Annotated in this window: 18 protein-coding genes; 4 read left to right on the top strand and 14 right to left on the bottom strand. The window is 69.7% G+C overall.

Features of this window, described 5'->3' with window-relative positions; genetic code table 11:
* Positions 1 to 181: 181 nt before the first annotated feature.
* Entirely contained in the window at positions 182 to 2,341 is a 2,160-nt protein-coding gene (locus ACIRB1_RS07155; RefSeq protein ID WP_403464828.1) for a RecQ family ATP-dependent DNA helicase, read from the bottom strand.
* A gap of 368 nt (positions 2,342 to 2,709) precedes the next feature.
* Here ACIRB1_RS07155 and ACIRB1_RS07160 point away from each other — a divergent pair, with 368 nt between their 5' ends.
* Entirely contained in the window at positions 2,710 to 3,345 is a 636-nt protein-coding gene (locus tag ACIRB1_RS07160) for a hypothetical protein (RefSeq protein WP_403464829.1), read from the top strand.
* Positions 3,346 to 3,580: 235 nt separating this feature from the next.
* On the opposite strand, the gene ACIRB1_RS07165 is transcribed toward ACIRB1_RS07160, so the two are convergent.
* The 3 genes from ACIRB1_RS07165 to ACIRB1_RS07175 all read right to left on the bottom strand — a co-directional run bounded on the left by ACIRB1_RS07165 (position 3,581) and on the right by ACIRB1_RS07175 (position 5,698).
* Positions 3,581 to 4,222 (bottom strand): hypothetical protein, encoded by a 642-nt coding sequence (locus ACIRB1_RS07165; protein ID WP_403464830.1) that lies wholly within the window; start codon positions 4,220 to 4,222, stop codon positions 3,581 to 3,583.
* Positions 4,223 to 4,290: 68 nt separating this feature from the next.
* Entirely contained in the window at positions 4,291 to 4,992 is a 702-nt protein-coding gene (locus tag ACIRB1_RS07170; protein ID WP_352185293.1) for a ribonuclease HII, read from the bottom strand.
* 82 nt (positions 4,993 to 5,074) lie between these two features.
* Positions 5,075 to 5,698: a TetR/AcrR family transcriptional regulator gene (locus tag ACIRB1_RS07175; protein ID WP_403464831.1), complete on the bottom strand. Its 624-nt coding sequence runs from the start codon at positions 5,696 to 5,698 to the stop codon at positions 5,075 to 5,077.
* Between the two features lie 190 nt (positions 5,699 to 5,888).
* Here ACIRB1_RS07175 and ACIRB1_RS07180 point away from each other — a divergent pair, with 190 nt between their 5' ends.
* The gene (locus ACIRB1_RS07180; protein ID WP_403464832.1) at positions 5,889 to 7,448 is read left to right on the top strand and encodes an MFS transporter; all 1,560 of its coding nucleotides are present in this window, start codon (positions 5,889 to 5,891) and stop codon (positions 7,446 to 7,448) included.
* Positions 7,449 to 7,661: 213 nt separating this feature from the next.
* Here ACIRB1_RS07180 and ACIRB1_RS07185 read toward each other — a convergent pair whose 3' ends face one another.
* The 3 genes from ACIRB1_RS07185 to ACIRB1_RS07195 all read right to left on the bottom strand — a co-directional run bounded on the left by ACIRB1_RS07185 (position 7,662) and on the right by ACIRB1_RS07195 (position 10,024).
* The gene (locus tag ACIRB1_RS07185) at positions 7,662 to 8,576 is read right to left on the bottom strand and encodes an ADP-ribosylglycohydrolase family protein (protein WP_403464833.1); all 915 of its coding nucleotides are present in this window, start codon (positions 8,574 to 8,576) and stop codon (positions 7,662 to 7,664) included.
* Positions 8,577 to 8,588: 12 nt separating this feature from the next.
* Positions 8,589 to 9,248, bottom strand: coding sequence for a histidine phosphatase family protein (locus ACIRB1_RS07190; protein ID WP_352185289.1), 660 nt, complete (start codon positions 9,246 to 9,248; stop codon positions 8,589 to 8,591).
* A gap of 170 nt (positions 9,249 to 9,418) precedes the next feature.
* Entirely contained in the window at positions 9,419 to 10,024 is a 606-nt protein-coding gene (locus tag ACIRB1_RS07195) for a YdbC family protein (RefSeq protein WP_266773220.1), read from the bottom strand.
* Positions 10,025 to 10,179: 155 nt separating this feature from the next.
* On the opposite strand from ACIRB1_RS07195, the gene ACIRB1_RS07200 reads away from it, so the two are divergent.
* Positions 10,180 to 10,713, top strand: coding sequence for a TerD family protein (locus tag ACIRB1_RS07200; RefSeq protein ID WP_403464834.1), 534 nt, complete (start codon positions 10,180 to 10,182; stop codon positions 10,711 to 10,713).
* Positions 10,714 to 10,739: 26 nt separating this feature from the next.
* Here ACIRB1_RS07200 and ACIRB1_RS07205 read toward each other — a convergent pair whose 3' ends face one another.
* From ACIRB1_RS07205 to nrdR, 3 genes are all read right to left on the bottom strand, one after another.
* Entirely contained in the window at positions 10,740 to 11,435 is a 696-nt protein-coding gene (locus ACIRB1_RS07205) for a DUF6215 domain-containing protein (protein WP_352185287.1), read from the bottom strand.
* A 170-nt stretch (positions 11,436 to 11,605) separates the two neighbouring features.
* Positions 11,606 to 14,500 (bottom strand): vitamin B12-dependent ribonucleotide reductase, encoded by a 2,895-nt coding sequence (locus ACIRB1_RS07210; RefSeq protein ID WP_352185286.1) that lies wholly within the window; start codon positions 14,498 to 14,500, stop codon positions 11,606 to 11,608.
* Between the two features lie 165 nt (positions 14,501 to 14,665).
* Positions 14,666 to 15,217 carry a transcriptional regulator NrdR gene (gene nrdR / locus ACIRB1_RS07215; RefSeq protein ID WP_403464835.1) on the bottom strand — a complete coding sequence of 184 codons (552 nt, stop codon included), beginning with the start codon at positions 15,215 to 15,217 and terminating at the stop codon, positions 14,666 to 14,668.
* A gap of 565 nt (positions 15,218 to 15,782) precedes the next feature.
* On the opposite strand from nrdR, the gene lexA reads away from it, so the two are divergent.
* Positions 15,783 to 16,562 carry a transcriptional repressor LexA gene (gene lexA, locus ACIRB1_RS07220; RefSeq protein WP_026151025.1) on the top strand — a complete coding sequence of 260 codons (780 nt, stop codon included), beginning with the start codon at positions 15,783 to 15,785 and terminating at the stop codon, positions 16,560 to 16,562.
* 188 nt (positions 16,563 to 16,750) lie between these two features.
* On the opposite strand, the gene ACIRB1_RS07225 is transcribed toward lexA, so the two are convergent.
* From ACIRB1_RS07225 to ACIRB1_RS07240, 4 genes are all read right to left on the bottom strand, one after another.
* Entirely contained in the window at positions 16,751 to 18,787 is a 2,037-nt protein-coding gene (locus ACIRB1_RS07225; RefSeq protein ID WP_403464836.1) for an ATP-dependent DNA helicase, read from the bottom strand.
* Between the two features lie 339 nt (positions 18,788 to 19,126).
* Entirely contained in the window at positions 19,127 to 20,068 is a 942-nt protein-coding gene (locus ACIRB1_RS07230) for a GNAT family N-acetyltransferase (protein ID WP_403464837.1), read from the bottom strand.
* A gap of 124 nt (positions 20,069 to 20,192) precedes the next feature.
* A complete protein-coding gene (locus ACIRB1_RS07235; RefSeq protein ID WP_403464838.1) occupies positions 20,193 to 22,472 on the bottom strand; it encodes an IucA/IucC family protein in 2,280 nt (759 codons plus the stop codon).
* Positions 22,473 to 22,641: 169 nt separating this feature from the next.
* Positions 22,642 to 24,156: an aminotransferase class III-fold pyridoxal phosphate-dependent enzyme gene (locus ACIRB1_RS07240; RefSeq protein ID WP_403464839.1), complete on the bottom strand. Its 1,515-nt coding sequence runs from the start codon at positions 24,154 to 24,156 to the stop codon at positions 22,642 to 22,644.
* Positions 24,157 to 24,301: the final 145 nt, after the last annotated feature.

A 24,301-nucleotide genomic window follows, 5' to 3' on the forward strand; every position in this document is an offset into this window, starting at 1 on the left:
GCCATGTGACCGGAAGATCCGGACCGACTCGATGATCGTGCGGTCGCCCTGCGAGGAGGCGACGACCGTGGCGCTTCAGTCCCGGTAGCCGCCGAAAGGCTCGACCCGCCTCAAGCGCCTCGCCCGCAGGCCGACGTCACCCCGACAGAGCTCCGCAACCTCAAAGGCCCGAAGAGAAGCCTCAGCTCGCCGCAGCGAGTACCAGTGGAAGAACCTGTTCGGCGCCCGCTTGGCGGAGCAGACGGGCAGCGACCGCGAGGGTCCAGCCGGAGTCGGTGTAGTCGTCCACGAGCAGGACGGGGCCGGGAGACGCGGCCAGGGCGGCGGCCAGTTCTCCCGAGACGGCGAAGGCGTCGGACAGTGCCCTGAGGCGTTGGGCGGAGTTGCTGCGGCGTGCGGCGTGCGTGCCGTCCGGGCCCGTGTACGTCAGGCTGCCCAGGAGGGGCAGGCGGCCGATGGTGGCGATGCCCTGGGCGAGGGAGCCCACCAGTTGCGGACGGCCCAGGGACGGGACGGCCACGACGCCCACGGGCCGGGGCGACACGTCCGTGGCATTCGGTGCCCAACCGCCGGGAGAGCGCGCCCAGTCGGCGAGGACCGCCACGGCGGCCTTCAGGACGTCGTCGGGGACCGGGCCGTCGGGCGCGCTCTCCGCGAGCAGCGGGCGCAGGCGGTTGCCCCAGCCAATGTCCGAGAGCCGCCCCAGGGCACGCCCTGTGGAGCACTGGTCCTTGGCCGGGATGCGGCCCTTGAGGTCGACCCCCAGCGCGGCCATGCCGGTCGGCCACATGCGGCGCGGCTCGACCTCCATACCCGGGCGGTCCAGTTCCTTCGTCGCCCCTGTGAGCGTCTCGGCGGAGACCGATGAGTCGATCCAGGCGCCCGCGCAGTTGTCGCAGCGGCCGCAGGGCACCGCCCCTTCGTCGTCCAGCTGCCGGCGCAGGAACTCCATCCGGCACTGGGTCGTGCTCACGTAGTCGCGCATGGCCTGTTGCTCGGCCGCCCGCTGCTTGGCCACCCAGGTGTACCGCTCGGCGTCGTACGCCCACTCGGCGCCCGTGGCCGCCCAGCCGCCCTTCACGCGCTTGACGGCGCCGTCGACGTCCAGGACCTTCAGCATGGTCTCCAGGCGGCTGCGCCGTAGGTCGACCGCCGTCTCCAGGGCGGGCACGGACAGCGGGCGCCCCGCGTCGGCCAGGGCCGCGAGGGTCTGGCGGACCTGTGTCTCGGGCGGGAAGGCCGTATCGGCGAAGTAGCGCCAGATGGCCTCGTCCTCGCGGCCCGGGAGGAGCAGTACGTCGGCGTGGGCGACTCCGCGGCCCGCACGGCCCACCTGCTGGTAGTAGGCGATCGGCGAGGACGGCGAGCCGAGGTGGACCACGAAGCCCAGGTCCGGCTTGTCGTAGCCCATGCCGAGCGCGGAGGTGGCCACGAGGGCCTTGACGCGGTTCTCCTGGAGGTCGATCTCGGCCTGGAGCCGGTCGGCGTTCTCCGTCTTCCCGGTGTATGAGGCGACCTTGAAGCCGCGTTGGCGCAGGAAGGCGGTGGCTTCCTCGGCGGCGGCCACGGTGAGGGTGTAGATGATCCCCGAGCCGGTCAGTTCGTCCAGGTGCTCGGCGAGCCACGCCAAACGGTGGGCGGCGTCCGGCAGTTGGACCACTCCCAGCCGCAGGCTCTCCCGCTCCAGCGGACCGCGCAGCACCAGGGCCTCTCCTGCGCCGGTGCCCAACTGCTCGGCCACGTCGGCCGTCACGCGCGCGTTGGCGGTCGCGGTGGTGGCCAGGACCGGTACGCCGGCGGGCAGTTCGGCCAGCATCGCCCGCAACCTGCGGTAGTCGGGGCGGAAGTCGTGTCCCCAGTCGGAGATGCAGTGCGCCTCGTCGACCACCAGGAGGCCGGTCGTGGCCGCGAGCTTGGGGAGCACCTGGTCGCGGAAGTCGACGGAATTGAGCCGTTCCGGGCTCACCAGGAGCACGTCGGTCTCACCCCGTTCGACCTCTCCGTAGATGGTGTCCCACTCCTCGGGGTTGGCCGAGTTGATGGTGTGCGCGCGGATTCCGGCCCGCGCCGCGGACTCGACCTGGTTGCGCATCAGCGCGAGCAGCGGCGAGATGATCACCGTAGGACCGGCGCCGCGTCGGCGGAGCAGGGCGGTGGCGACGAAGTACACCGCCGACTTGCCCCAGCCGGTGCGCTGCACCACCAGCGCGCGCCGGCGCCCCTCCACCAGGGCCGCCACCGCCTGCCACTGGTCCTCGCGCAGCCGCGCCGTGCCGCTCGGATCACCGACCAGCTCGGCGAGGATGGCGTCGGCTTCGGCACGCAGCTCCTGGTTGCTCATACCCCCATGCAACCGCACGCCACTGACAACGGCCCAATCCCCCGCCGTGCCGAACCCTCGCGGGCCCCTTCCCGCAGCCCGTCCCACCGGCGCTCTCTGGACCTCCCGCACCTCAATGGCGTACGAAAGTGTGGTGCCCGAACGTCCCAGGCGTCGCCGGGTGACGCATTGGGTAGGGATATATGCCACACACCGCCAGATAAGGGTCTGTGGCCCCATTTGCTCGTTGCCGCATCCAAGTTCGGCAGGAAGAATTGGAGTCCGCTCCCCGCACGGTTCGTCCGTGATCCGGTAGGGCTCCGTTGCGGTGTGCGCTCCCCCGAATCCGACCCCGCCCGTAGTGTGGGCGCGTAGCCGAAGGGAGGACCGTGACCTTCGGATTCGCTCCGTCCTCCGCGGCAGCCATGTCGACGTCTGCCGACCTGTCCGCCGCTTCCGCCAACCCCCTGGCCCGTCTGCTCGAGCCCTCCGAATGGGCCGCCGCCGGAATCCCGTTGCTGCGCAATCCCCGCGAGGTCGTCAGCGGGCTGCACTCCCGGCACCGGCCGAGACCGACGACCGCGATCGTGGCCGTCCTCGACCCGGACGAGCGACTGCTCGCGAGTGCCTCGTTCGTCCGGCGGTCCGCCCCGGCAGACGGCTGGATGTTCCGCAACGCGCTGCTCGCGCAGCTGCGCCGCGTCATCCCGCACGACCTGCGCCGCCGGACCCCGGTGCGTACGGCCGTGCTGCTCTACTGCCGTGAGGGCGACGCGCGTTGGACGGAGGAGGACGGTGCGTGGATGTGGGGGCTGCGCGACGCGTGCACGCTGCACGGGCTGCGCTGCGGCGCCTACATCACCCTGACCCGTGACGGCTGGCAGGTGCTGGGCGAGGGGCGTGGCGGCCGACGGCCCAGCGCGGGCTCCGCGCCGGAACCTTTCGCCATGTCCGAGGTACCGCCCCTGCTGCCCCGCACCGGCGGCGCCGCCTCCGAGGTCCTGCGCCGCGCCGCGGCCCGCTGAAACCCGGTCCGGGCCTCGCGCCCGGACCGTACGGCGGTATGCCCCGGTGGTACGCCCCGGGTGCTGAGCAGGCCCTCGTGGGGAGTCACCTGCGGTCTCGTCGCGACGTGCCCCTACGGAGGGCACGCTTCGCCGAATCCGCGCACGCCGAAGGGCTCACCGTGCACAGACCGCCGCGACGGCGTTCACCTGACCGCCGTCGTCGTCCCCATGCCTTCCGGAGTTCCCGGAAGGCTCAGACGCCCGCGCCCAGCACCGAGTTGATCTGCTGCGGGTCACCGCAGACGATCAGCAGGGCGCCGGCCCGGCCGAGGGCCAGGGGCAGGGCGGTGGTGACAACGGCGGCGGGACCTCCGTTGACGGCGACCACGACGACGGGACGGGATGTCGCCCGGCCCGCGACGGCGGCGTCCGCGTAGAAGACGTCGTCGCGCGCGTCGTGCTGCGCCCAGTAGGAGGCTTCACCGAAGGACAGTTCGTGGGCGGCCCACGGGTGCGGTTCGCCGGTGGTGATCACCAGCACGTCACCGGGGGCACGACCCGACTCCAGGAGCAGGTCTACGGCTTCCTCGGCAGCGTCCAGAGCGCCCTCGGCCGAGGCCGGAATGAGCTGGATCTGCGGGGTCGCCACAGCGGTGTCGGAGGAGGCGGGAACAGCCGGACCCGAGGGTCCGGGCTTGGCCACGGCCACGTCGCGCGGCGTACGTTGCGCCGGTGCCGTCGGCCGCAGGGGGCCGGGGCGACCGGGACGCGACGGAGCCGCGGGGCGGGGACCGGGAACAGGGCGGGGGGTCGGCACGACACGGCTGCTGGCCGGAGTGGCGCTGGGACCCTGGGCACTCTCGTGAATCTGAGGCTCCTCGGGAATGAGAGGCATGAGCTGATTTTTATCAAACGCTGATGCGGCTTGCGGCAGCGGGTGGCACATGAGTGCGAGCGGAACGGTCAGAAGTCGAAGCCGAGCTGGCCCTCGATCTCCGGAACGTTTCCCTCCGCCCAACTGCGGGCTTTCTTGAGGTGCCGCCACTGGGGCAGCGCATCAAGATACGCCCACGACAACCGGTGGTACGGGGTGGGGCCCCGCTCCTCCAGTGCGGCCTTGTGCACGGGAGAGGGATACCCGGCGTTGGCCGCGAAAGCGAAGTCTGCATGGTCGATGCCCAGTTCGGCCATCATTTTGTCGCGCTGAACCTTGGCGATGACGGAAGCGGCCGCGACCGCCACACACGACTGGTCGCCCTTGATCACCGTACGGACCCGCCAAGGAGCCCCCAGGTAATCGTGCTTACCGTCGAGGATGACCGCGTCGGGGCGAACCGGCAAGGCCTCCAGGGCACGCACCGCGGCGAGCCGCAGCGCAGCCGTCATCCCGAGGCTGTCGATCTCCTCCGGAGAGGCGTGTCCGAGGGCGTACGCAGTGACCCACTTGCGGAGCTGTTCGGCGAGTTCGGTGCGTCGTCTGACCGCGATGAGCTTGGAGTCGGTGAGGCCTTCGGGGGGTCGGCGCAGTCCGGTGACCGCCGCGCAGACGGTGACGGGACCGGCCCACGCGCCGCGCCCCACCTCGTCGACGCCGGCAACGACCTTGGCCCCGGTCGTGGCGCGGAGTGAGCGCTCGACGGTGTGAGTGGGTGCTTCGTACGGCATGGCGGGATCAGCCTACGCCGCGCGGAACCCTCCGCGACACCCAGCCTTCCGAGATCCCCTTCCGGACCGGCCCCCTCCCGCTTCACGCACCGCCGGACCGGAGCAGCGGAAGCATCAACTGGTCGATCATCTCCTCGAGATCGCGGTCCGGCCATTCACTCCCGCACATCTTCGATCGGTACATCATCATCGCCGGGATGGCGTCCAGGACGTAACTGTTGGAGGCGTCGGCGCGGACCTCGCCCCGCTCGATTCCGCGGTTGATCACCTCTCCGAGCAGTCGGATCGTGGGCTCCACGACCCCTTCGAAGATCACACTGTGGAAGCGCTCCGCCTGTGCGGTGTCGCATTCGTGAATCACGGAGCGCAGGGCGTATCCGGGGCGCGAGTACATCGCGTCGCGCGCCTGCACGCACAACGCCAGCAGGTCCTCGCGCACGGTCCCGAGGTCGGGCGCCTCGCTCATGCCCGGCAGCCCCGCCTGTAGCGCGTCCGCGACGAGGTCCTCCTTGGACGACCAGCGCCGGTAGACCGCCGCCTTGCCGGTCTGGGCACCCGCGGCGACGCCCTCCATCGTGAGGGCGTTCCATCCGACCGTGCCGAGTTGGTCCAACGCGGCGTCCAGGATCGCGCGTTCGAGCACGGCGCCGCGGCGACGGAGGGAGGCCGTCGGAACTGCGGAGGCCGTCCCGCCCGAGGTAACCATCTGAGTGTCTCCAGCGAGCAGAGGTGAACGGGGTGTCCAGGGAACGAGAACAGGACATGCGGCATCGGCCAGGGGTCCGGACCGCACGAAGACGGCTTAAGTGAACGCTTGCGTTCACTGTCTGGGACTCACTACCGTTGCCGCGACAGTGAACGCTGGCGTTCACTAACGGACTTGTGGGGGACCCATCGTGACAACCTCTCAGTCGATCGAAACCCCGAAACCGGGGGCGGCCCGTCGGGAGGGGCATCCCGGTATCGCGCTCACAGTCATCGCGGCCTGCCAACTCATGGTGGTACTCGACGGCACGATTGTGAACATCGCCCTCCCGCACATTCAAGTCGCCCTCGGCTTCAGTACCACCGACCTCACCTGGGTCGTGAGTGCCTACACGCTCACCTTCGGCGGTCTGCTGCTGCTCGGCGGCCGGGCCGGCGATATCCTCGGCCGCCGCCGGGTCTTCATGACCGGCATCCTGCTCTTCACCTTCGCCTCGCTGCTCGGCGGGCTCGCCCAGGAACCCTGGCAGTTGCTCGCCGCCCGCGTCTTGCAGGGCGCCGGAGGCGCGATCGCCTCGCCGACCTCGCTGGCCCTCATCACCACCACGTTCCCCGAAGGCCCGGAGCGGAACAAGGCGTTCGGCGTCTTCGCCGCCGTCTCGGCGGGCGGTGGCGCGCTCGGACTGCTCGCGGGCGGCATGCTCACGGAGTGGCTCGACTGGCGCTGGGTGCTCTTCGTCAACGTCCCGATCGGCGTGCTGATCGCCGTGCTCACGCCGGTGTACATCAGCGAGTCCGAACGGATCACCGGCCGGTTCGACATCGCGGGCGCGCTGACCTCGACGGCGGGCATGGCGACCCTCGTGTTCGGCTTCATCCACGCGGCGGACAAGGGGTGGAGCAACGGCGTGACCATCGGGTCCTTCGCCGCCGCGATCGTCCTGCTGCTGGCTTTCGGGCTCATCGAGTCCCGGGCCAAGGAGCCGATCACCCCGCTCAAGATGTTCGCCGACCGCAATCGGTCGGGCACCTACGTGATCATGCTGACCCTGACCGCGGCGATGTTCGGCATGTTCTTCTACATCGTGCTCTTCGTGCAGAACGTGCTGGAGTACAGCCCGATCCAGGCGGGTCTCGCCTTCCTGCCGCTGACGGTGGCGATCGGGGCCGGCGCGGGTCTGTCCCAGCGGTTCCTGCCGGTGCTCGGCCCGCGGCCCCTCATGCTGATCGGCTCGACGCTCACGGTGATCGGGCTGATCTGGGAGAGCTTCATCAGGCCGGACAGTTCGTACGCCGGCGGAGTGCTCGGCCCGATGCTGGTGTTCGCCTTCGGCATGGGCCTGAACTTCGTGACCCTGACGGTGACCGCTGTCTCCGGTGTCCCCCCGCACGAGGCGGGCGCGGCCTCCGCACTGCTCAACACCACCCAGCAGGTGGGTGGTTCGCTCGGCCTGTCCATCCTGACCACGGTGTTCGGCTCGGCCAGCAGGGACGAGCTGAAGAAGCAGCTGCCGAAGTTCCTGGCCGACGGCTCGGCGCAGCAGAAGGCGGAGTTCGCCAAGACGCACCGACTGCCGGCGCCCTGGGGCAGTGAAGTGCTCGCGCACGGCATCTCGACGGCTTTCGTCCCGGCCGCCGCGATGGCCACCCTCGCCCTGGTCACCGCCTGGTTCGTGATCCGGGTGCGCAAGAGCGACCTCGAAGCCCTCGCGGGCACAGCGGGCGCGGGGGTGGCGGCGGGGGCGGGCTGACCGGCCGCCGGGCCCGGTCGGGACCCGGCCGACCGGCACCAGCGAAAACCACCTCATGACCACCCCCGCAGCTGTCGTGTCCTGTCTGCGCCGACTCATGTCCCGCACGGCGACTGCCACGACAACGGACGGCCGGTCACGGAGAGTTCCCGAAAAACACAGAGAGTTTCGATCGAATGCGGGGGGCGCTGCCCGGGCCGCAGGTTCAGGACGTCAGACCGACGCCTGAACCCAGCCCGGCAGCGCCTCCGTCCGCTCCAGCCATGCGGCGGGCGGCGCCCCCGTCTTCGCGCCGGCGATCACGCCGCCCACGATGGCGCAGGTGGTGTCGACGTCTCCGCCGACCTGGGCGGTGGTCCAGAACGCCCGCTCGTAGTCGCCGAGGCCGCGCGCGGCCGACCAGAGCGCGAAGGGCACCGTGTCGTGAGCGGACGTACGACGTCCGCAGCCCAGGACGGCCGCGACGGTGCCGGGATCGGCGTAGTCGAGCATGTCCCGGGCGCGGCGCAGGCCCGCGCCGACGGCGCTCTTCGGGACGAGTGCGATGACGCCGTCGAGGAGTGCCTCGGCGCTGGGCGGACCGCCGGGGGCGGCGGCCAGCGAGGCGGCCGCCGCGACGGCCATGGCGCCGACCACGGCCTCACGGTGCTGGTGCGTGGGGTAGGCCGAGATCTCCGCCTGGTGGGTGGCCTGCTCGGGGTCGTCGGCGTACCAGGCGCCCAGGGGCGCGATCCGCATCGCCGCGCCGTTGCCCCACGACCCCCGTCCGTCGAAGAGGGCGGCGGACAGTTCACGCCAGTCGCCCCCTTCGCGGACGAGGCGCAGCAGGCGGTTGACCGCCGGGCCGTAGCCGCGGTCGAAGTCATGGTGCTCGGCGAAGGAGTGTGCCAGGGCGTCCTGGTCGATGCGGCGGTGGGCTGCCAGGACGGCGACCACGGAGCACGCCATCTCCGTGTCGTCGGTCCACTGCCAGAGGTCCGGGGGCAAGTCGCGGCGCTTGAGCAGCGGGTAGTTGGCGGGGACGAAGAACTGGGAGCCGAGCGCGTCGCCCACGGCGAGTCCACGCAGGCTGGCAAGGGCGCGATCCAGGCGCCCGGCAGAGGAGTCGGGAGAGGAGTCAGAGGTCATCGGTGGGTCACCCTATCCGCTGATCCCGTAAGGCTCCGGGTCCCGCCAGCTGTCGAAAGGCCGGTCCAGCGCGTACCGGCCGTCCTCACCGAGAACGAGCATCCGCATCTCGGCGTTCCCCGGATTCGACAGCGACTCGAACTCCGCGACAGTCCAGTGGAACCAGCGCATGCAGAACAGCCGCATGGCCAGGCCGTGGGTCACCAGGAGCACGTTCGGAGGGTGGTCGGGGGCCTCGAAGCTGCGGTACAGGCTCTCCAGGAAGCCGCCGACCCGGTCGTAGACGTCGGCGCCGGACTCGCCCTGGGCGAAGCGGTAGAAGAAGTGCCCGTAGGCGTCCCGATAGGCCTTCTGGAGGCGTACGTCGTCCCGGTCCTGCCAGTTCCCCCAGTCCTGCTCGCGCAGCCGGGGTTCCTCGCGTACGCGGACGAGGTCGGGATCGAGGTGGAAGGCGCGGAAGGTCTCGTGGGTGCGGCGGTACGGGGAGACGTACACGCTGATGCGCTCGCGGCCGAACACCTCCCGCAGTCGTTTGCCGGTCTCCTCCGCCTGGAGCCAGCCCTGGTCGGTCAGCGCCAGGGAATGGTCGGGTTCACGCTCGTACACAGTGTCATCAACATTGCCCGTTGACTCGCCGTGCCGGACAAGGACGATGCGCCGTGGTCGTGCCATGCCAAAACCCTAGATCGAGTGACGGCATATCGAGCACTCGTACGGGCTCCATACGGCGTAGGTCACACGAATTGGGTCCGATGGGCCACATAGGGGCGCACGATTCACACAGGGGGACGCCTGTGACGTCGGTTCACAGAGCGGGACGCCTGGGGGCGTCAGTTGGGATGTCAAACCGTCCAGGACGGTTCCAGTTGCACGATGTCCCCGGTGAGGGAATCGATGTCCGCCTCGATCTGTGCCCGCAGGGCGAGCCGCTCGACCCGCTCGGTGCGGTACTTGCCGTGCTCCGCGGCCGACTGCCACATGGACAGCACCATGAACTCGTGTCCCGGGGCCTCGCCGAACAGCCCGCGGAGCATGCCGGGGGAACCGGCCATCGCCGGGTTCCAGACCTTCTCCTGCATCAGCGTGAAGTGCTCCGCGCGCTCCTCGTGGACCCGGCACAGGGCGACCCGCACCAGGTCGGCGTCGGTGAAGCGCGGCTCGAAGCCGGTCTTCACGTCGAAGCGGTGGTCGAACAGCTTGGCCTGCGCGTCCTTGAAGGTGCCCACCTGGGCCGACGCCAGCCGGTCATGGGATCGGGCCATGAAGGAGTCGTAGAAGGCACGGCTTTCCCAGAACGCGAAGATGTGCGCCACTCCTGGCCGCGCTCTGCTCCAGCCTCCCCCCTGTCCCCGAAATCCCGGCTCCCCCAGAAGCCCCGCCCACTTTCGCTGCCCGCGCTCGAAGCCGCGGCGGTCCACCACGGTGCAGCGAATCCACTTGACCAGCACCGCGCCATCGTAAGGCCACGGAGCGTGGCGCCGGTCACGCTCCGGCTGAGATCGTCGGCGCATACGCCCCCGCGCGCGTGGCACGATGGACAACGCACGCTGATCGCCCGGTAGTTGGGGCGCGCGTTCGAGGCGAACGGGGAAGGGGAACTGTGGTGAACGGCCTCAGCAAGGGGATCCGCAAGGCCGAAGTCGGGCTCCAGTGGGATCCGAGTCCCACCGGAGAGCCGCCCGTCGATCTGGACATCGTCGCCACCACGTATGTGGCGGACGATCTGTACGGTGCTCCCGCGTACGCGGTGTACTTCGACAGCCGTTCCCCCGACGGGACCATCTATCTCAACCGGGACAGCAAGGACGGCAAGGGCTTCGGCTGGGACGAGGTCATGACACTGGAGCTCGACCGGCTCTCCGAGCGGTACGCGCGCGTGGTGGTCGGTGTCGTCATCCAACAGCGCGTCGCGCACCGCACGTTCGTCAATGTGCTCAACCCGAAGCTGCGCATCCGCGAGGGGTACACCGTCCTCACCGAGAACGACTTCGGTGACGTCCTCGGTGCTACGGCGGCGACGGTCGGGGAGTTCGTCCGCGACGACTCCGGGAGCTGGGACTTCCATCCCGGCATCCGGGGCTTCGAGGACGACCCCGCGACCTTCACCGGGACGATGGGCCGGGCTCAGCAGCCCTGAGCCCGTCGCGGACGGCTCGTCGCTCGTCAGCCGGCGGTCCAGCCCGGGACCGTCGGCAGCACCTCCTGGGCGATGCGGAACAGCGCCTCGTCGTCGGGCGGCACGTCGTCCTGACGCCAGATGGATATCTCGAAGGAGTCTCCGCCGTCCTTCGCGCTCGTGGAGACCAGCAGGCTGCGGGCGATGCCCCCGGGGCCCGTACTGGCCTTGCCTCCGCCGAGGTTGAAGCTGATGGCGATGGTCCGGTCCGAGTAGAGGACGGCCGGGTGCCCCAGGACCATCTTCACCTCTGAGGTCGAGTCGGCGTACCGGGCCGCCTCGGCGACGGGAATGTCGTCGTAGGACGCCGACAGCCGCACGGAGTACGTCCTCAGGTCGACGTCCGCCTCCGGGCTGGCGATCTTGGTGCCGCCCGCCAGTGTCATCCAGCCCGCGCTGCCCCCGGCGGTCTCCGCGTGCTCTTCCGGGGTCCCCAGGAGCGCCGGAAGGTCCGAGCGGTTCAGTGCCGTGCAGAGTTGCGCCGGCGAGACGTACTTCGCCGGCAGGGACTTGTCCGTGCTCGCCGAGCAGGTCGCCGGTTTGCTGTCCGCCTGTGACGTCTTCGGCAGGACTCCCCCGAGGCCCCACATGCCGCCCACGACACCCCCGACCACGACCACCGCCGCGACCGCCTGGGCCCCCGCCCTCATACCTTTTTCGGGCTCGACTGAATTGTCGACCATGCCCCCACCCTCCCCGGTGCGCGCGCTATGCGCGTCGAGGGAGATTATCTGCTGATCGTTCCGCTGGGAAACCTGATTCGCCCGGGGCCCGGACATGCTGAGGGCGGTGAAGCCCTGATACCGGCTTCACCGCCCTGACCAGCTAATTCACCTCAAGCAGGTGCTCTTGATCAGCTGCATCCGCTGGTCGAGCCACACCCCTCGCAGATGTAGCAGGAACCGGCCCGCTGCATCTTCGTGCCGCAGGAGAAGCAGAGCGGGGCGTCGGCCTGGATGCCCAGCTGCATCTCCACCAGCTCGGCGCTGGTGTGCGCCTGCTGCGGGGCGGGCTTGACCGCCTCGGCGACGGCCTTGGGCGCGGCCACGGCCTTCAGTTCCTGGGCGCGCGGCGCCGACTGGGCGAGGCCCTCGACGTCGACCTCGTCCTCGGTCGGCTCGTACGAACCGGTCTCCAGGTGGCGCTGACGCTCCTCGGCGGAGTGGATGCCGAGCGCGGAGCGCGTCTCGAAGGGCAGGAAGTCGAGCGCCAGGCGGCGGAAGATGTAGTCGACGATCGACTGCGCCATCCGCACGTCCGGGTCGTCCGTCATGCCGGCCGGCTCGAAGCGCATGTTCGTGAACTTCGAGACGTACGTCTCCAGGGGGACGCCGTACTGCAGGCCCACGGAGACGGCGATCGAGAAGGCGTCCATCATGCCCGCGAGGGTGGAGCCCTGCTTCGACATCTTCAGGAAGACCTCGCCGAGACCGTCGTCCGGGTAGGAGTTGGCGGTCATGTAGCCCTCGGCGCCGCCGACCGTGAAGGAGGTCGTGATGCCCGGGCGGCCCTTGGGGAGACGCTTGCGGACGGGACGGTACTCGACGACCTTCTCGACCGCGGTGCGGATGGTGTCCTCGGCCTTGGCGGTGACCTCGGCCTTCTCCTTCTCCTTGGTCTTCGCGGAGAGGGGCTGGCCGACCTTGCAGTTGTCGCGGTAGATCGCGAGCGCCTTGACGCCCAGCTTCCACGCCTCGAAGTAGACCTCTTCGACGTCCTCGACGGTCGCCGTCTCCGGCAGGTTGACCGTCTTGGAGAGCGCGCCGGAGATCCAGGGCTGGATCGCGGCCATCATGCGGACGTGGCCCATCGCGGAGATGGAACGCTCGCCCATGGCGCAGTCGAAGACCTCGTAGTGCTCCTGCTTGAGGCCCGGGGCGTCGATCACATTGCCGTTGTCGGCGATGTGGGCGACGATCGCCTCGATCTGCTCCTCCTGGTATCCCAGGCGACGCAGGGCCTGCGGGACGGTGCCGTTGACGATCTGCATCGAGCCGCCGCCGACCAGCTTCTTGAACTTGACCAGGGCGAGGTCGGGCTCAAGTCCGGTGGTGTCGCAGGACATCGCGAGACCGATGGTGCCGGTCGGCGCGATGACGGACGCCTGCGAGTTACGGAAACCGTTCTTCTCGCCGAGGCGCAGCGTGTCCTGCCAGGCCTCCGTGGCGGCGGCCCAGATCGGGGTGTCCAGGTCGTCCGCGCGCGGGGCCACGGCGTTGGCGTCGGAGTGCTGCTTCATGACGCGCAAGTGCGGCTGCTCGTTACGGGCGTAGCCGTCGTACGGGCCGACGACCGCGGCGAGTTCGGCGGAGCGCTTGTACGACGTGCCGGTCATCAGGGAGGTGATGGCACCGGCGAGGGCACGGCCGCCGTCGGAGTCGTACGCGTGGCCCGTCGCCATCAGCAGGGCGCCGAGGTTGGCGTAGCCGATGCCGAGCTGGCGGAACGCGCGCGTGTTCTCGCCGATCTTCTGCGTCGGGAAGTCCGCGAAGCAGATGGAGATGTCCATCGCGGTGATGACGAGTTCGACGACCTTGGCGAAGCGCTCGACCTCGAAGGACTGGTTGCCCTTGCCGTCGTCCTTGAGGAACTTCATCAGGTTCAGCGAGGCGAGGTTGCAGGACGTGTTGTCCAGGTGCATGTACTCGCTGCACGGGTTCGAGCCGTTGATGCGGCCGGACTCCGGGCACGTGTGCCACTGGTTGATGGTGTCGTCGTACTGGATGCCCGGGTCGGCGCAGGCCCAGGCGGCCTCGGCCATCTTGCGGAAGAGCTGCTTGGCGTCGACCTCCTCGATGACCTCGCCGGTCATGCGGGACGTCAGGCCGAACTTGTCGCCGTTCTCCACGGCCTTCATGAACGTGTCGTTCACGCGGACCGAGTTGTTGGCGTTCTGGTACTGCACCGACGTGATGTCGTCGCCGCCCAGGTCCATGTCGAAGCCCGCGTCACGCAGGGCGCGGATCTTCTCCTCTTCCTTGACCTTGGTCTGGATGAAGTCCTCGATGTCGGGGTGGTCGACGTCCAGGATGACCATCTTGGCCGCGCGGCGGGTGGCGCCACCGGACTTGATGGTGCCCGCGGAGGCGTCGGCACCGCGCATGAAGGAGACCGGACCCGAGGCGTTGCCGCCGGAGGAGAGCAGTTCCTTGGAGGAGCGGATGCGCGAGAGGTTCAGGCCGGCGCCGGAACCGCCCTTGAAGATCATGCCCTCTTCCTTGTACCAGTCGAGGATCGACTCCATGGAGTCGTCGACGGCCAGGATGAAGCAGGCCGAGACCTGCTGGGGCTGCGGGGTCCCGACGTTGAACCAGACGGGGCTGTTGAAGCTGAAGACCTGGTGCAGGAGGGCGTACGCCAGCTCGTGCTCGAAGATCTCGGCGTCGGCGGGCGAGGCGAAGTACTTGTGGTCCTCGCCGGCCTTCCGATACGTCTTCACGATGCGGTCGATGAGCTGCTTGAGGCTCACCTCGCGCTGCGGGGTGCCCACAGCACCGCGGAAGTACTTGCTGGTGACGATGTTGACCGCGTTCACCGCCCATTCGGCGGGGAACTCGACGCCACGCTGCTCGAAATTGACCGAGCCGTCGCGCCAGTTGGTCATGACGACGTCACGGCGCTCCCACTCCACCTCGTCGTACGGATGCACGCCGGGGGTGGTGTGAATACGCTCGATGCGCAGTCCCTTGGTGGCCTTGGTGCCCTTCGCGCGGGAACCTCGTGCCGGACCGCTCGCCGTCTCTGTCATGCCGCCTCCCTCTACAGGCAAAAACGCCCGAAAATGCCACGATGTTCCCGTGGCAGAGTGTTTGTCTGGTGTCACGGCAGCCCACACGCTCATGGCTCCGCGACAAATCCTGGTACGCCGCCGCCCGACCGGACCCGGGGTCTCCGCCCGGTTCCGGTCCGTCGGTCAGTCGGCGGAGTGGACGGGCACGGGGACCTGAACAGTCCCTCCGCGCCCGCCGTCGTCTTCCTGGCTCCCCGATGCCGCGTCTTCGTCGTCCGCGGCGGGGCCTGGCGTCGCCTCCCGCAGTTCCACGATCGCGGCCTCGAAGTCCTCAAGGGAGTTGAACGCCCTGTAGACGGAGGCGAATCGCAGATAGGCGACGAGGTCGAGCTCCTGCAATGGGCCGAGTATGGCCAGCCCGACATCATGGGTGGTCAGTTCGGCGCTTCCGGTGGCCCGCACCGCCTCTTCGACCCGCTGGCCGAGCTGGGCGAGTGCGTCCTCGGTGACAGGCCGTCCCTGGCATGCCTTGCGCACGCCGTTGATGACCTTGGTACGACTGAAAGGCTCGGTGACTCCGGACCGCTTGACCACCATGAGCGAGCACGTCTCCACGGTCGTGAAACGACGGGAGCAGTCAGGGCACTGGCGGCGCCGGCGGATCGACGTGCCGTCGTCGGTCGTACGACTGTCGACCACACGGCTGTCGGGGTGCCTGCAGAAGGGGCAGTGCATGGTCTCCAACCCTCCCTCACAGCAGACTCAATAGCCTCGTGAGACCCCATGGGCCTCTCGAAGCAGCCCCCAGCATAGGCGATGGCCGGGACTCTGGAGACCCGGGGGACCACAACTTCTGGGCTGCTGTAGCAATCCAACCACTAGATGTGGTGATTGGCTCACACAAACACGCGGCACGCGCGTGTCGCACCCGTATTGGCATGTGCCATACGGCCATCCCGTCGCCCCGAACACGCGGGCGCACAGCCGTACCGCCAGGCCACATACGGAGATACCGTGAGCGCGGCACGGAGGAGGCGTGGGACTCCCGCACAGAACGGGACCGGCCCCCGACCGCCGGGACACCGGGTGGCAGACTGTGGCGACAACCCGCGAGGCCACCACCCCGGCGGCGAAGAGGTCGACAATGACCTCTTTTGTCCGCCAGGTGCCGCGTTAGCCATACACCCAGACGCATGATCGCGACAGGCTATCTGTACTTTTTCACTCGAACGTGTGTTTGGCGCAACCTTTCGAAAGCAACTACCGTTGTCCAGCAGGGAGACCATCGAGAGGGGCCGACGTGACCACCACCGCAGACAGTGCCACCATCACTGCCCAGGATCGCTCCCAGGGCCGACTCGAGCCGGTGCATGCAATGAACGAAGCCGCGAATCCCGAGGGACACAAGCGCTCGCTACCGGGCCGACCTCCCGGTATCCGGGCGGACAGCTCGGGGCTCACGGACCGGCAGCGCCGGGTCATCGAGGTCATCAGGGACTCGGTGCAGCGACGGGGCTACCCGCCGTCGATGCGCGAGATCGGCCAGGCCGTGGGCCTGTCCAGCACGTCCTCGGTCGCACACCAGCTGATGGCACTGGAGCGCAAGGGCTTCCTGCGCCGCGACCCGCACCGCCCGCGCGCGTACGAGGTCCGCGGTTCCGACCAGTCCTCGTCGGTACAGCCCACGGACACCGCGGGCAAGCCCGCCGCGTCGTACGTCCCGCTGGTGGGCCGGATCGCCGCCGGTGGCCCGATCCTCGCCGAGGAGTCCGTCGAGGACGTCTTCCCCCTCCCCCGCCAACTGGTCGGTGACGGTGAGCTGTTCGTCCTGAAGGTCGTCGGTGACTCGATGATCGAGGCCGCGATCTGCGACGGCGACTGGGTCACGGTGCGCCGCCAGCCGGTCGCCGAGAACGGCGACATCGTGGCCGCCATGCTCGAGGGCGAGGCCACCGTCAAGCGCTTCAAGCGCGAGGACGGCCACGTCTGGCTTCTCCCGCACAACTCGGCGTACGAGCCGATCCCGGGCGACGACGCGACGATCCTCGGCAAGGTGGTGGCAGTGCTGCGGCGCGTGTGACGGCCGCGGCGGGCGGGCACCATCGGCCTCGCCCCCAGACCGGACCCCGGGACCCCTGCGCCGGTTCCGGGGTCCTGTGCTGTCCGGGGTTCCGGGGGCCTGTGCTGCCCGGGGTTCCGGGGGCCTGTGCTGCCCGGCTCCGGGCACCGCGGGTCGGCCAGGCGGCGCCGGACCAACCCTTTCCCGGATCACGCCGATTCGGCTGCTTCCTCCGCCGATTCGGCCCCCTTTTCGGCTGCACCCTTCGCCGATTCGGCCTCCTCCTGCTTCGCCTTCGCGTCGATCGCGGCCAGCGACCTCCGGACCTGGTTACGGTCCGTGGTGTACCAGAAGTCGGGCAGTGACGCCTTGAGATAGCTGCCGTAGCGAGCCGTCGCCAGCCGCTGGTCGAGGACGGCGACCACGCCCCGGTCACCCGACGCGCGGACGAGACGGCCGGCTCCCTGGGCCATGAGCAGCGCCGCGTGGGTGGCGGCCACCGCCATGAAGCCGTTGCCCCCGGCGTCCTCAACCGCCTTCTGGCGGGCGCTCATCAGCGGGTCGTCCGGGCGCGGGAACGGGATCTTGTCCATGACGACCAGCTGACAGCTCGCTCCGGGGACGTCGACGCCCTGCCAGAGCGACAGCGTGCCGAAGAGGCACGTCTTCGGGTCGGCCGCGAAGTTCTTGATCAGCTCGCCGAGCGTCTCCTCGCCCTGGAGCAGGATCGGGTACTCCGGGATGCGGGAGCGCAGTTCCTCCGCCGCGAGTTGGGCGCCCCGCATCGAGGAGAAGAGGCCCAGGGTGCGACCGCCGGCTGCCTGGATCAGCTCCGTCAACTCGTCCATCATGTCGGCCCGGTCGCCGTCCCGCGCGGGGCGTGCGAGGTGCTTGGCGACGTACAGGATGCCCTGCTTCGGGTAGTCGAAGGGCGAGCCGACATCGACGCCCTTCCACTGCGGCAGATCCTCGCCCGCCGTGCCCTCGGGGGCGAGCCCGAGGGAAGCCCCTACGCCATTGAAGTCGCCGCCGAGCTTCAGGGTCGCGGAGGTCAGGGTCACCGAGCGGTCCGTGAAGAGCTTCTCCCTCAGGAGGCCCGACACGGACATGGGGGCGACGCGCAGGGAGGCACCGAAGCGGTCGTGGCGTTCGTACCAGACGACGTCCCACTCGGAGCCGTTGGTGATCCGCTCCGCCACGTCGTGCACGCTCTCCACGGAGGCCAGCGCCTGCTTGCGGACCGCGTCCTCGTCCTGCACGGACTTGTCGCGGGTGGCGCCGATCGCGGAGATGACCGTACGGCAGGCGTCGCGCAGCGCCATGAGGGCGTAACCGAGGTCCTCCGGGATCTCCTCCAGGCGACCCGGCAGGGCGAGCTCCATCAGCCGCTCGAAGCCCTCGGCGGCGGTCTGGAGCTGATCGGCGGCCTTCTCATTGGCCAGCTTCGCGGCGCGACGGACCGCGCGGTTGACCTGGCCGGGGGTGAGCTCGCCGGTGGCCACTCCGGTGACCCGCGAGACCAGTTCGTGCGCCTCGTCGACGATCAGCACCTCGTGCGGCGGGAGGACGGGGGCGCCTTCGATGGCGTCGATCGCGAGCAGCGCGTGGTTGGTGACGACGACCTCCGCGAGCTTGGCCCGCTCACGGGCCATCTCGGCGAAGCACTCCGCTCCATAGGCGCATTTCTGGGCGCCCAGGCACTCACGGGAGGAGACCGACACCTGCGCCCACGCGCGGTCGGAGACTCCGGGTGTGAGGTCGTCCCGGTCGCCGGTCTCGGTCCCGTCCGTCCAGTCGCGCAGCCGTAGGAGGTCCTGGCCCAGCTTGCTGGTGGGGGCGGCCGCCTCGAACTGGTCGAAGAGGCCCTCCTCCTCGTCCTGGGGCATGCCCTCGTGGAGGCGGTGCAGACACAGGTAGTTCGACCTGCCCTTGAGCATCGCGTACTGGGGGCGGCGGCGCAGCAGGGGGTGCAGGGCGTCGACCGTGCGGGGCAGGTCGCGCTCCACCAACTGGCGCTGGAGCGCGAGGGTGGCGGTCGCCACGACCACACGCTCCCCGTGCGCGAGCGCGGGCACGAGGTAGCCGAGCGACTTTCCGGTGCCGGTGCCTGCCTGGACCAGCAGATGGGAACCGTCGTCGATCGCCTCCGCGACGGCTTCGGCCATGGTCACCTGGCCGGGGCGCTCCGAACCGCCGACGGCAGTGACGGCAGCATGCAGGAGTTCGGGGAGTGAGGGCTTCGTCATAGCGCGACCACCCTACGGGGCGGGACTGACAACCGGGTGATCACGGATGGGGAGCGGGGGTGGATCGGGGGGTGTGGGCTTTGGGGTGGGGTGGATTTTGTTCGGGGGCGGATCGGTTTGAGGCGAGTGCGGATCGGGGTGCGGGCGAGTGCGGATCGGGTGGGGGCGAGTGGTGATCGGGCTGGTTGTTGGTTTGTGTCGGATGGGGACCGGGCCGGGGTGAGCCGGGGGCGGGTGAGCCAGGGGCGGGTGCGGTGGTCGGCTGGTTCGGGGTGGGCGGATGCGGCGGGTTCGGATGGTGCGGCTCCGTTGCGCTTGTGACGGGGTCACCGCGTGGCGCTAGAGCAGATCGCGCAAGGGACGGTCTCGGACCATGAGGGCGGCCCGCTTGTCTGGCAGGTCCACCTCGGCGGAGAAGCGGAAACCCGCGCCCAGAAAAGCAGCCACCGAAGGGGTGTTGCGAATGTCGGGTTCCGCGATGACGCGGGCGCAGGCGGGGCGCTTGTGCAGTACGAGGTCGGCTACGGCCCGGAGCAGGGTGCCGCCCAGCCCCCGTCCCCGGTCGGTGCCGTTGCCGACGAGGAGATGGATGCCGGTGTCGTGGAGTCGGGCGGGGTAGTGGTGGGCCAGTGGATCGAGGTCCGCCCGGTAGATCTCCCAGTAGCTCATCGGGGTGCCATCCAGCACGCCGAGACAGGGAACGCTGCGTCCGTCGCCGGTGAGCTGGGCGTGCAGGTGGTTCTCGGTCAGGGCTTGGGGGCCGGACAGTTCCCAGAATTCTGCGACTGCGGGGTCGTTCATCCAGCGGTGGATCAAGGGGAGGTCGCGTTCGATGTGGACGGGGAGGAGGTGGAAGGGGCCTGCGGGGGTGCGGGTGGGGCCCCAGTCGCCGATGTGGTCCAGGAGGTCGGTGGTGGGTGAGGTGTGCGGGGTGAGCGGGATGTAGATGCGGGGCGAGGTGTTGGGTTTGGGCGGGGCGTCGGAGGTGGGTGAGGCGTCGGAGGTCGGCCTGGCCTCGAAGGCGAGCCGGGACGTGACCTCCGCATCCGGTGTCGGGTTCTGTCGCTCGATGGGGTCGGCCTCGCCGTGAGCGGCCACGCCAACTCCGTCTGTCTCGGCGCAGAGTGCGAAGAACTCCTCGGGCAGGCGGAGGTCGAGGGTGTCCTCGCAGTCCGTGCGTGGACTCTGGCTTGTAGTCGCCACTGCGCTTGCACTCGGGCTAGAGCGTGGGGCAAAGCCGGGGACGGTCGCGGAGTCGGCGCTCGCATCGATGGGCGGCACGGTGACGCTCCTCTCAGGAGATGGGGTGGGTCATGTTCCTTAGCGGCGGAGGGAGTTGGACGATCAGCAGTGGTTCGTGACGGCCGGGCTGAAGGGGGACCGCGACCGTCAGCGTCGGCGTCGGTCAGGAGTAGAGGGGGTTCGCGATGGTGACGTAGACGGACTGGGTGTCGACCGGGCCGATGAGTTCGTCGAGGCCGTGCAGTCGGGTCAGCAGGTTGGCCTTGCAGCGCAGAACGGGTGAGTCGAGCAGGTGGGCCGGCAGGGAGGTGCGCAGTCGGGCGGGACCGCTGGCCACGTCGCCGAGGAAGCGGCGGAACGCGGAGAGCAACAGCCGCTCGTCGGCGAGGCGTTGTGAGCCGAACGCCCCGATGAGGCCGAGCACGTTGTTGATCGCGAGGTAGTACGCGAAGCGTTCGTCAGTGACCTCGTCGGAGACGAAGGTGTCGCTGTGTTCGCCGATGCCGGGAAGCCGGGCGTCGAGGTCAGCGCGTCGGGATTCGCGGAAGTAGTAGCCCTGGTTGTCGCGGTAGCGACCGCCTACGGGCCAGCCCTCGCCGTCCAGCAGAAGCAGCGTGTTCTGCTGGTGCGCCTCCAGGGCGATCCCCGCCTCGCTGTCCAGCCACAGCACGGGACGTACGACCTGCTCCAGGTAGCGCAGGAACCACTCGGCGGCGACCGCGCCACACGGTCGGCCGGTCCGCGCGGCGAGGCCCGTGATGACGTCGGCCAGACGAGACCGCAGCAGTGGTGCGCCGGACGCGGGGTCGCTGCTGTTCGGAGTCGGTGCCGGTCCCTCGGTAGCGGCACTCCGCCCGGCGTACGGCCGAGGTGATACGAACCCGGCGACGCAGGACACGTCGTCGGACGGGCTGAACGGGTTGTGCCGGATCACCACGTCGATGCCGGCCAAGGGCACACGGGCAAGCTGCTCGGCACGGCCGGCACGGCCGGCACGGCCATCACGGTCCCAACCGTCCTCGGCCAGACCGACCCCGCTCGCACCTGCGCCACGCTCTCGCGGATCGGCGCCGTACTCGTCCAACGCGCCCGACTCGGCCGACTCCGCCGGCGCGTCGACGGCCAGCCACGCCGGGTCGCGGACGATGTCGAAGTCCGGGTGGGCGGCGCGCCACTGCCGGGAGAGGCCGGTGCGCAGCAGGCGGTGCACCTCGACGCCACGGTGGAGTTCTTTGCGGAGGTTCTCACGACGGGAGTTGGTGATGCGGAGGCCCAGGGACAGCTTGAGCATGGCGGGGGCGCCAGATCGGTGGACCGTTCGTACGGAGGAGGTGGGGTGCCACGGGGCGCCATGAGGACCGAGGTCCTGGAGCAGACCGGCGTCGAGCAGGGCGGAGATATCGGCTCGCTGTCGGATCTCGCGCCACTGCCAGGGGTGCAGGGGAAGGGCGGAGTGGCCCTCCGGCAGCGGCAGTTCGGGGCCGGCGAGTCGGGCCGTGAGATGGGCCGCGGTGACTGGGCGGCCACGTTCGGTCCAGGCGGAGTCGGTGGCGAGGACGGAGGGTGCGACGGCCAGCCAGTGCAGGGGGAAGGAACCGCGCAACTCCGGTGAGTACAGGCGGGCTTCGGCGTCTGAGAGACCTTCGCGGCTCTTCGGGGTCGGGTGCAGTGGGTGTCCGAGCAGGAGAGCCTGTTCGGCGGAGAGGAAGAGGTCGGGGCCGTCGGCTGGATGGATACGGCGTTCGGTGATGAAGATGACGGTGCGGCGGACGGAGTCGGCTACGCGGGCGACCAGGTCGGTCCCCGTGTCCGGTACCCGTGCTGCTGCGGATGCCGTAGCCCCAGTCGCTACCACTACTTCTTCAACTAGCTTGCTGGCGGTGGGATTTGCCGACACGTCAGTACTCCCGGCGACGCGGCGGCCAGTCTCCTGGGACACCTCTCCCTCGAAGGCGCCGTCCGGCATCTCGGCCCCCGTCCCGGAGCCGTCGCCGCGCGCAACCGTCTCCCTGGCGAGCAACGCCGCGACGGTCACCGCGTCGACCGGTGGTGCGCCGTAGGGAGCGGTTGAAAGGTACGGAAGACCGAAGCGGTGACAGCCCGACGGTGACCAGTAGTGGACCTGGGCGAGCAGGGCCGTGCCGCTGGCGGGGAGGGGGATGTGGAGGGTGCCGTCGGTGGGGGCGGGGAGGTTCGTTTCGCGTACCCAGCAGCGCAGGAGGTTCTCTACGGCCGCGGCCTGGGCGGCGGTGTGGGGGTCTGGGTGCTCCAGGAGGTCGGAGGCTGTGCCGCGCGGTTGATCCTTTTCTGGGTTCCGGGGAAGCCGGGCTTCCAGGTTGCGGGGCTGCTGCTGGGGAACGGACTCGGGCGACGCCGTCAGGGTCTGCGCGTAGTGAGGGTTTGCCTCGTTGGAGTTGCCGTCAGGGGTGGGTGTGGGGTTCAAGACCGTTCCTCGGGAGGTGCTTCGGAGTGGGAAGGGAATGGGGGTCGAGTCCTGGTGTTCTGGCGAGCATTGAGCTTGGTTTTCCGCAACTGGTCTTTGGGATCGGTCGAGTTGTTGCCCGGTGGCGTTGCGCCCTCCGGAGCGGTCGGCTCGACGCACCGGTAACGGGCTAGTCGAAGCGACGGTCAGCGCGGCCAGCACGCCCGCTGCCACCGCCCACGCCGCTTCCGGTACCGCTACCTCCGGTCTGGCCGCGGGCGACAGCCTCCACCGCGTCGTACAACCGGTCGAGGACCGCGCCAGCCTGCTCGTCGGTGATCGTGAGGGGTGGGAGGAGGCGTACGACGTTTGCGTGGTGGCCGGTGAGTTCGACGATGAGGCCGCGGCGCAGGCACTCCTGTTGAACTGCGGCGGCGAGTTCGGCTGCGCGGGTAGGGGCCGAGCGGGGCTTGTGCTGCGACTCAACTGCTCTGTCGACAAAGGCACCTTGGCACTTCGTCATCGCCTCCATACCGGCAACGGCCCAGGCACCCTCAGCCTCTCCAGCACCCGCTCCCGATCCGGCTCCCGTTCCCGTCCCCTCCCCGCCCACGAACTCGACCCCGATCATCAGCCCCCGCCCCCGCACGTCCCCCACGCACGCGAACTCCCCCACCGACCTGCCGAGTTGGCTCAGCATCCGCGCCCCGATATCGGCCGCGCGACCGGCGAGGTCGTTCTCGCGGACGTACGTGAGGGTCGCGGTGCCGGCGGCCATGGCGAGTTGGTTGGCGCGGAACTCGCCTACGTGGGCGTCGGGTTGGTGGATGTCCAGGTCGTCGCGGTGGACGATCACGGACAGGGGCAGGCTGCCGCCGATGGCCTTGGAGAGGACCATCACGTCGGGGATGACACCGCTGTGCTGGACAGCCCAGAAGGCACCGGTTCGACCGACTCCCGTCTCGGTCTCGTCGACGATCAGCGGGATGGAGTGGGTGGCGGTGGTGTGCCGGATGCGCCGCATCCAGTCGTCGGGAACCGGGATCACTCCGCCGTCGCTCTGGACGGGTTCGAGGAGGACGCCAGCGGGTTTGGGGTTCGGCAGCCCGAACTCGGGAGCGTCGAGCGCGAACTCCGCCCAGGGGGAGCACAGTTCACCTTCGACAGCGTCTCCTGACGCCTGACACGCGACAGTGGTCACCCCGCGCTGGCCGCCGGCAAAGGCGAGGATTTCAGTGCGGGCGGTGCGGTCAGTAAGGCCGGTGTGGTCAGTGAGGCCAGTAGCGTCCCGGACGAGTTGGAGCGCGGCCTCGACCGCGTCGGTACCGGCAGGTCCGCAGAACCGCACGCGCGCGTGGTCGGCCAGTCCGGGCGGCAACGTGCGGAGCAACTCGGTGACGAAGGCGTCCCTGACGGGCGTGGCAAGGTCGTAGGCGTGCAGCGGAGCGCCCGAGTCGAGGACGCTGCGGATCGACTCAAGGACCACCGGGTGGTTGTGCCCGAGGACCAGCGCGCCGGCGCCCGAGGCGCAGTCCAGGTATCGGCGGCCGTCCGCGCCCTCGACGGTCAGGCCGCGCGCCCGCACCGGCACGATGGGAAGGGCCCGCGCGTACGTCCGCGCCGCCGCCTCGCGCACCGCGTGCCGCCGCAGAATCCCCTCGTACCCGTCACGCACCGGGTCGCGGCGCGGAACGTTCCTGTACACGTCCCGCGTCAGCTCACGCCCCGGTACCTCCCCGGACCCCGCACCCGCCGACTCACGACTCAGAGCGCCCCAGCAACCGTCACGCGTCGCCTCCCCACCCGAGACAACTCCGCATCCGGCACCCGCCGACTCGCTGCCCGAGGCG

Source organism: Streptomyces sp. NPDC096013 (assembly GCF_044763565.1).
Taxonomy (GTDB): domain Bacteria; phylum Actinomycetota; class Actinomycetes; order Streptomycetales; family Streptomycetaceae; genus Streptomyces.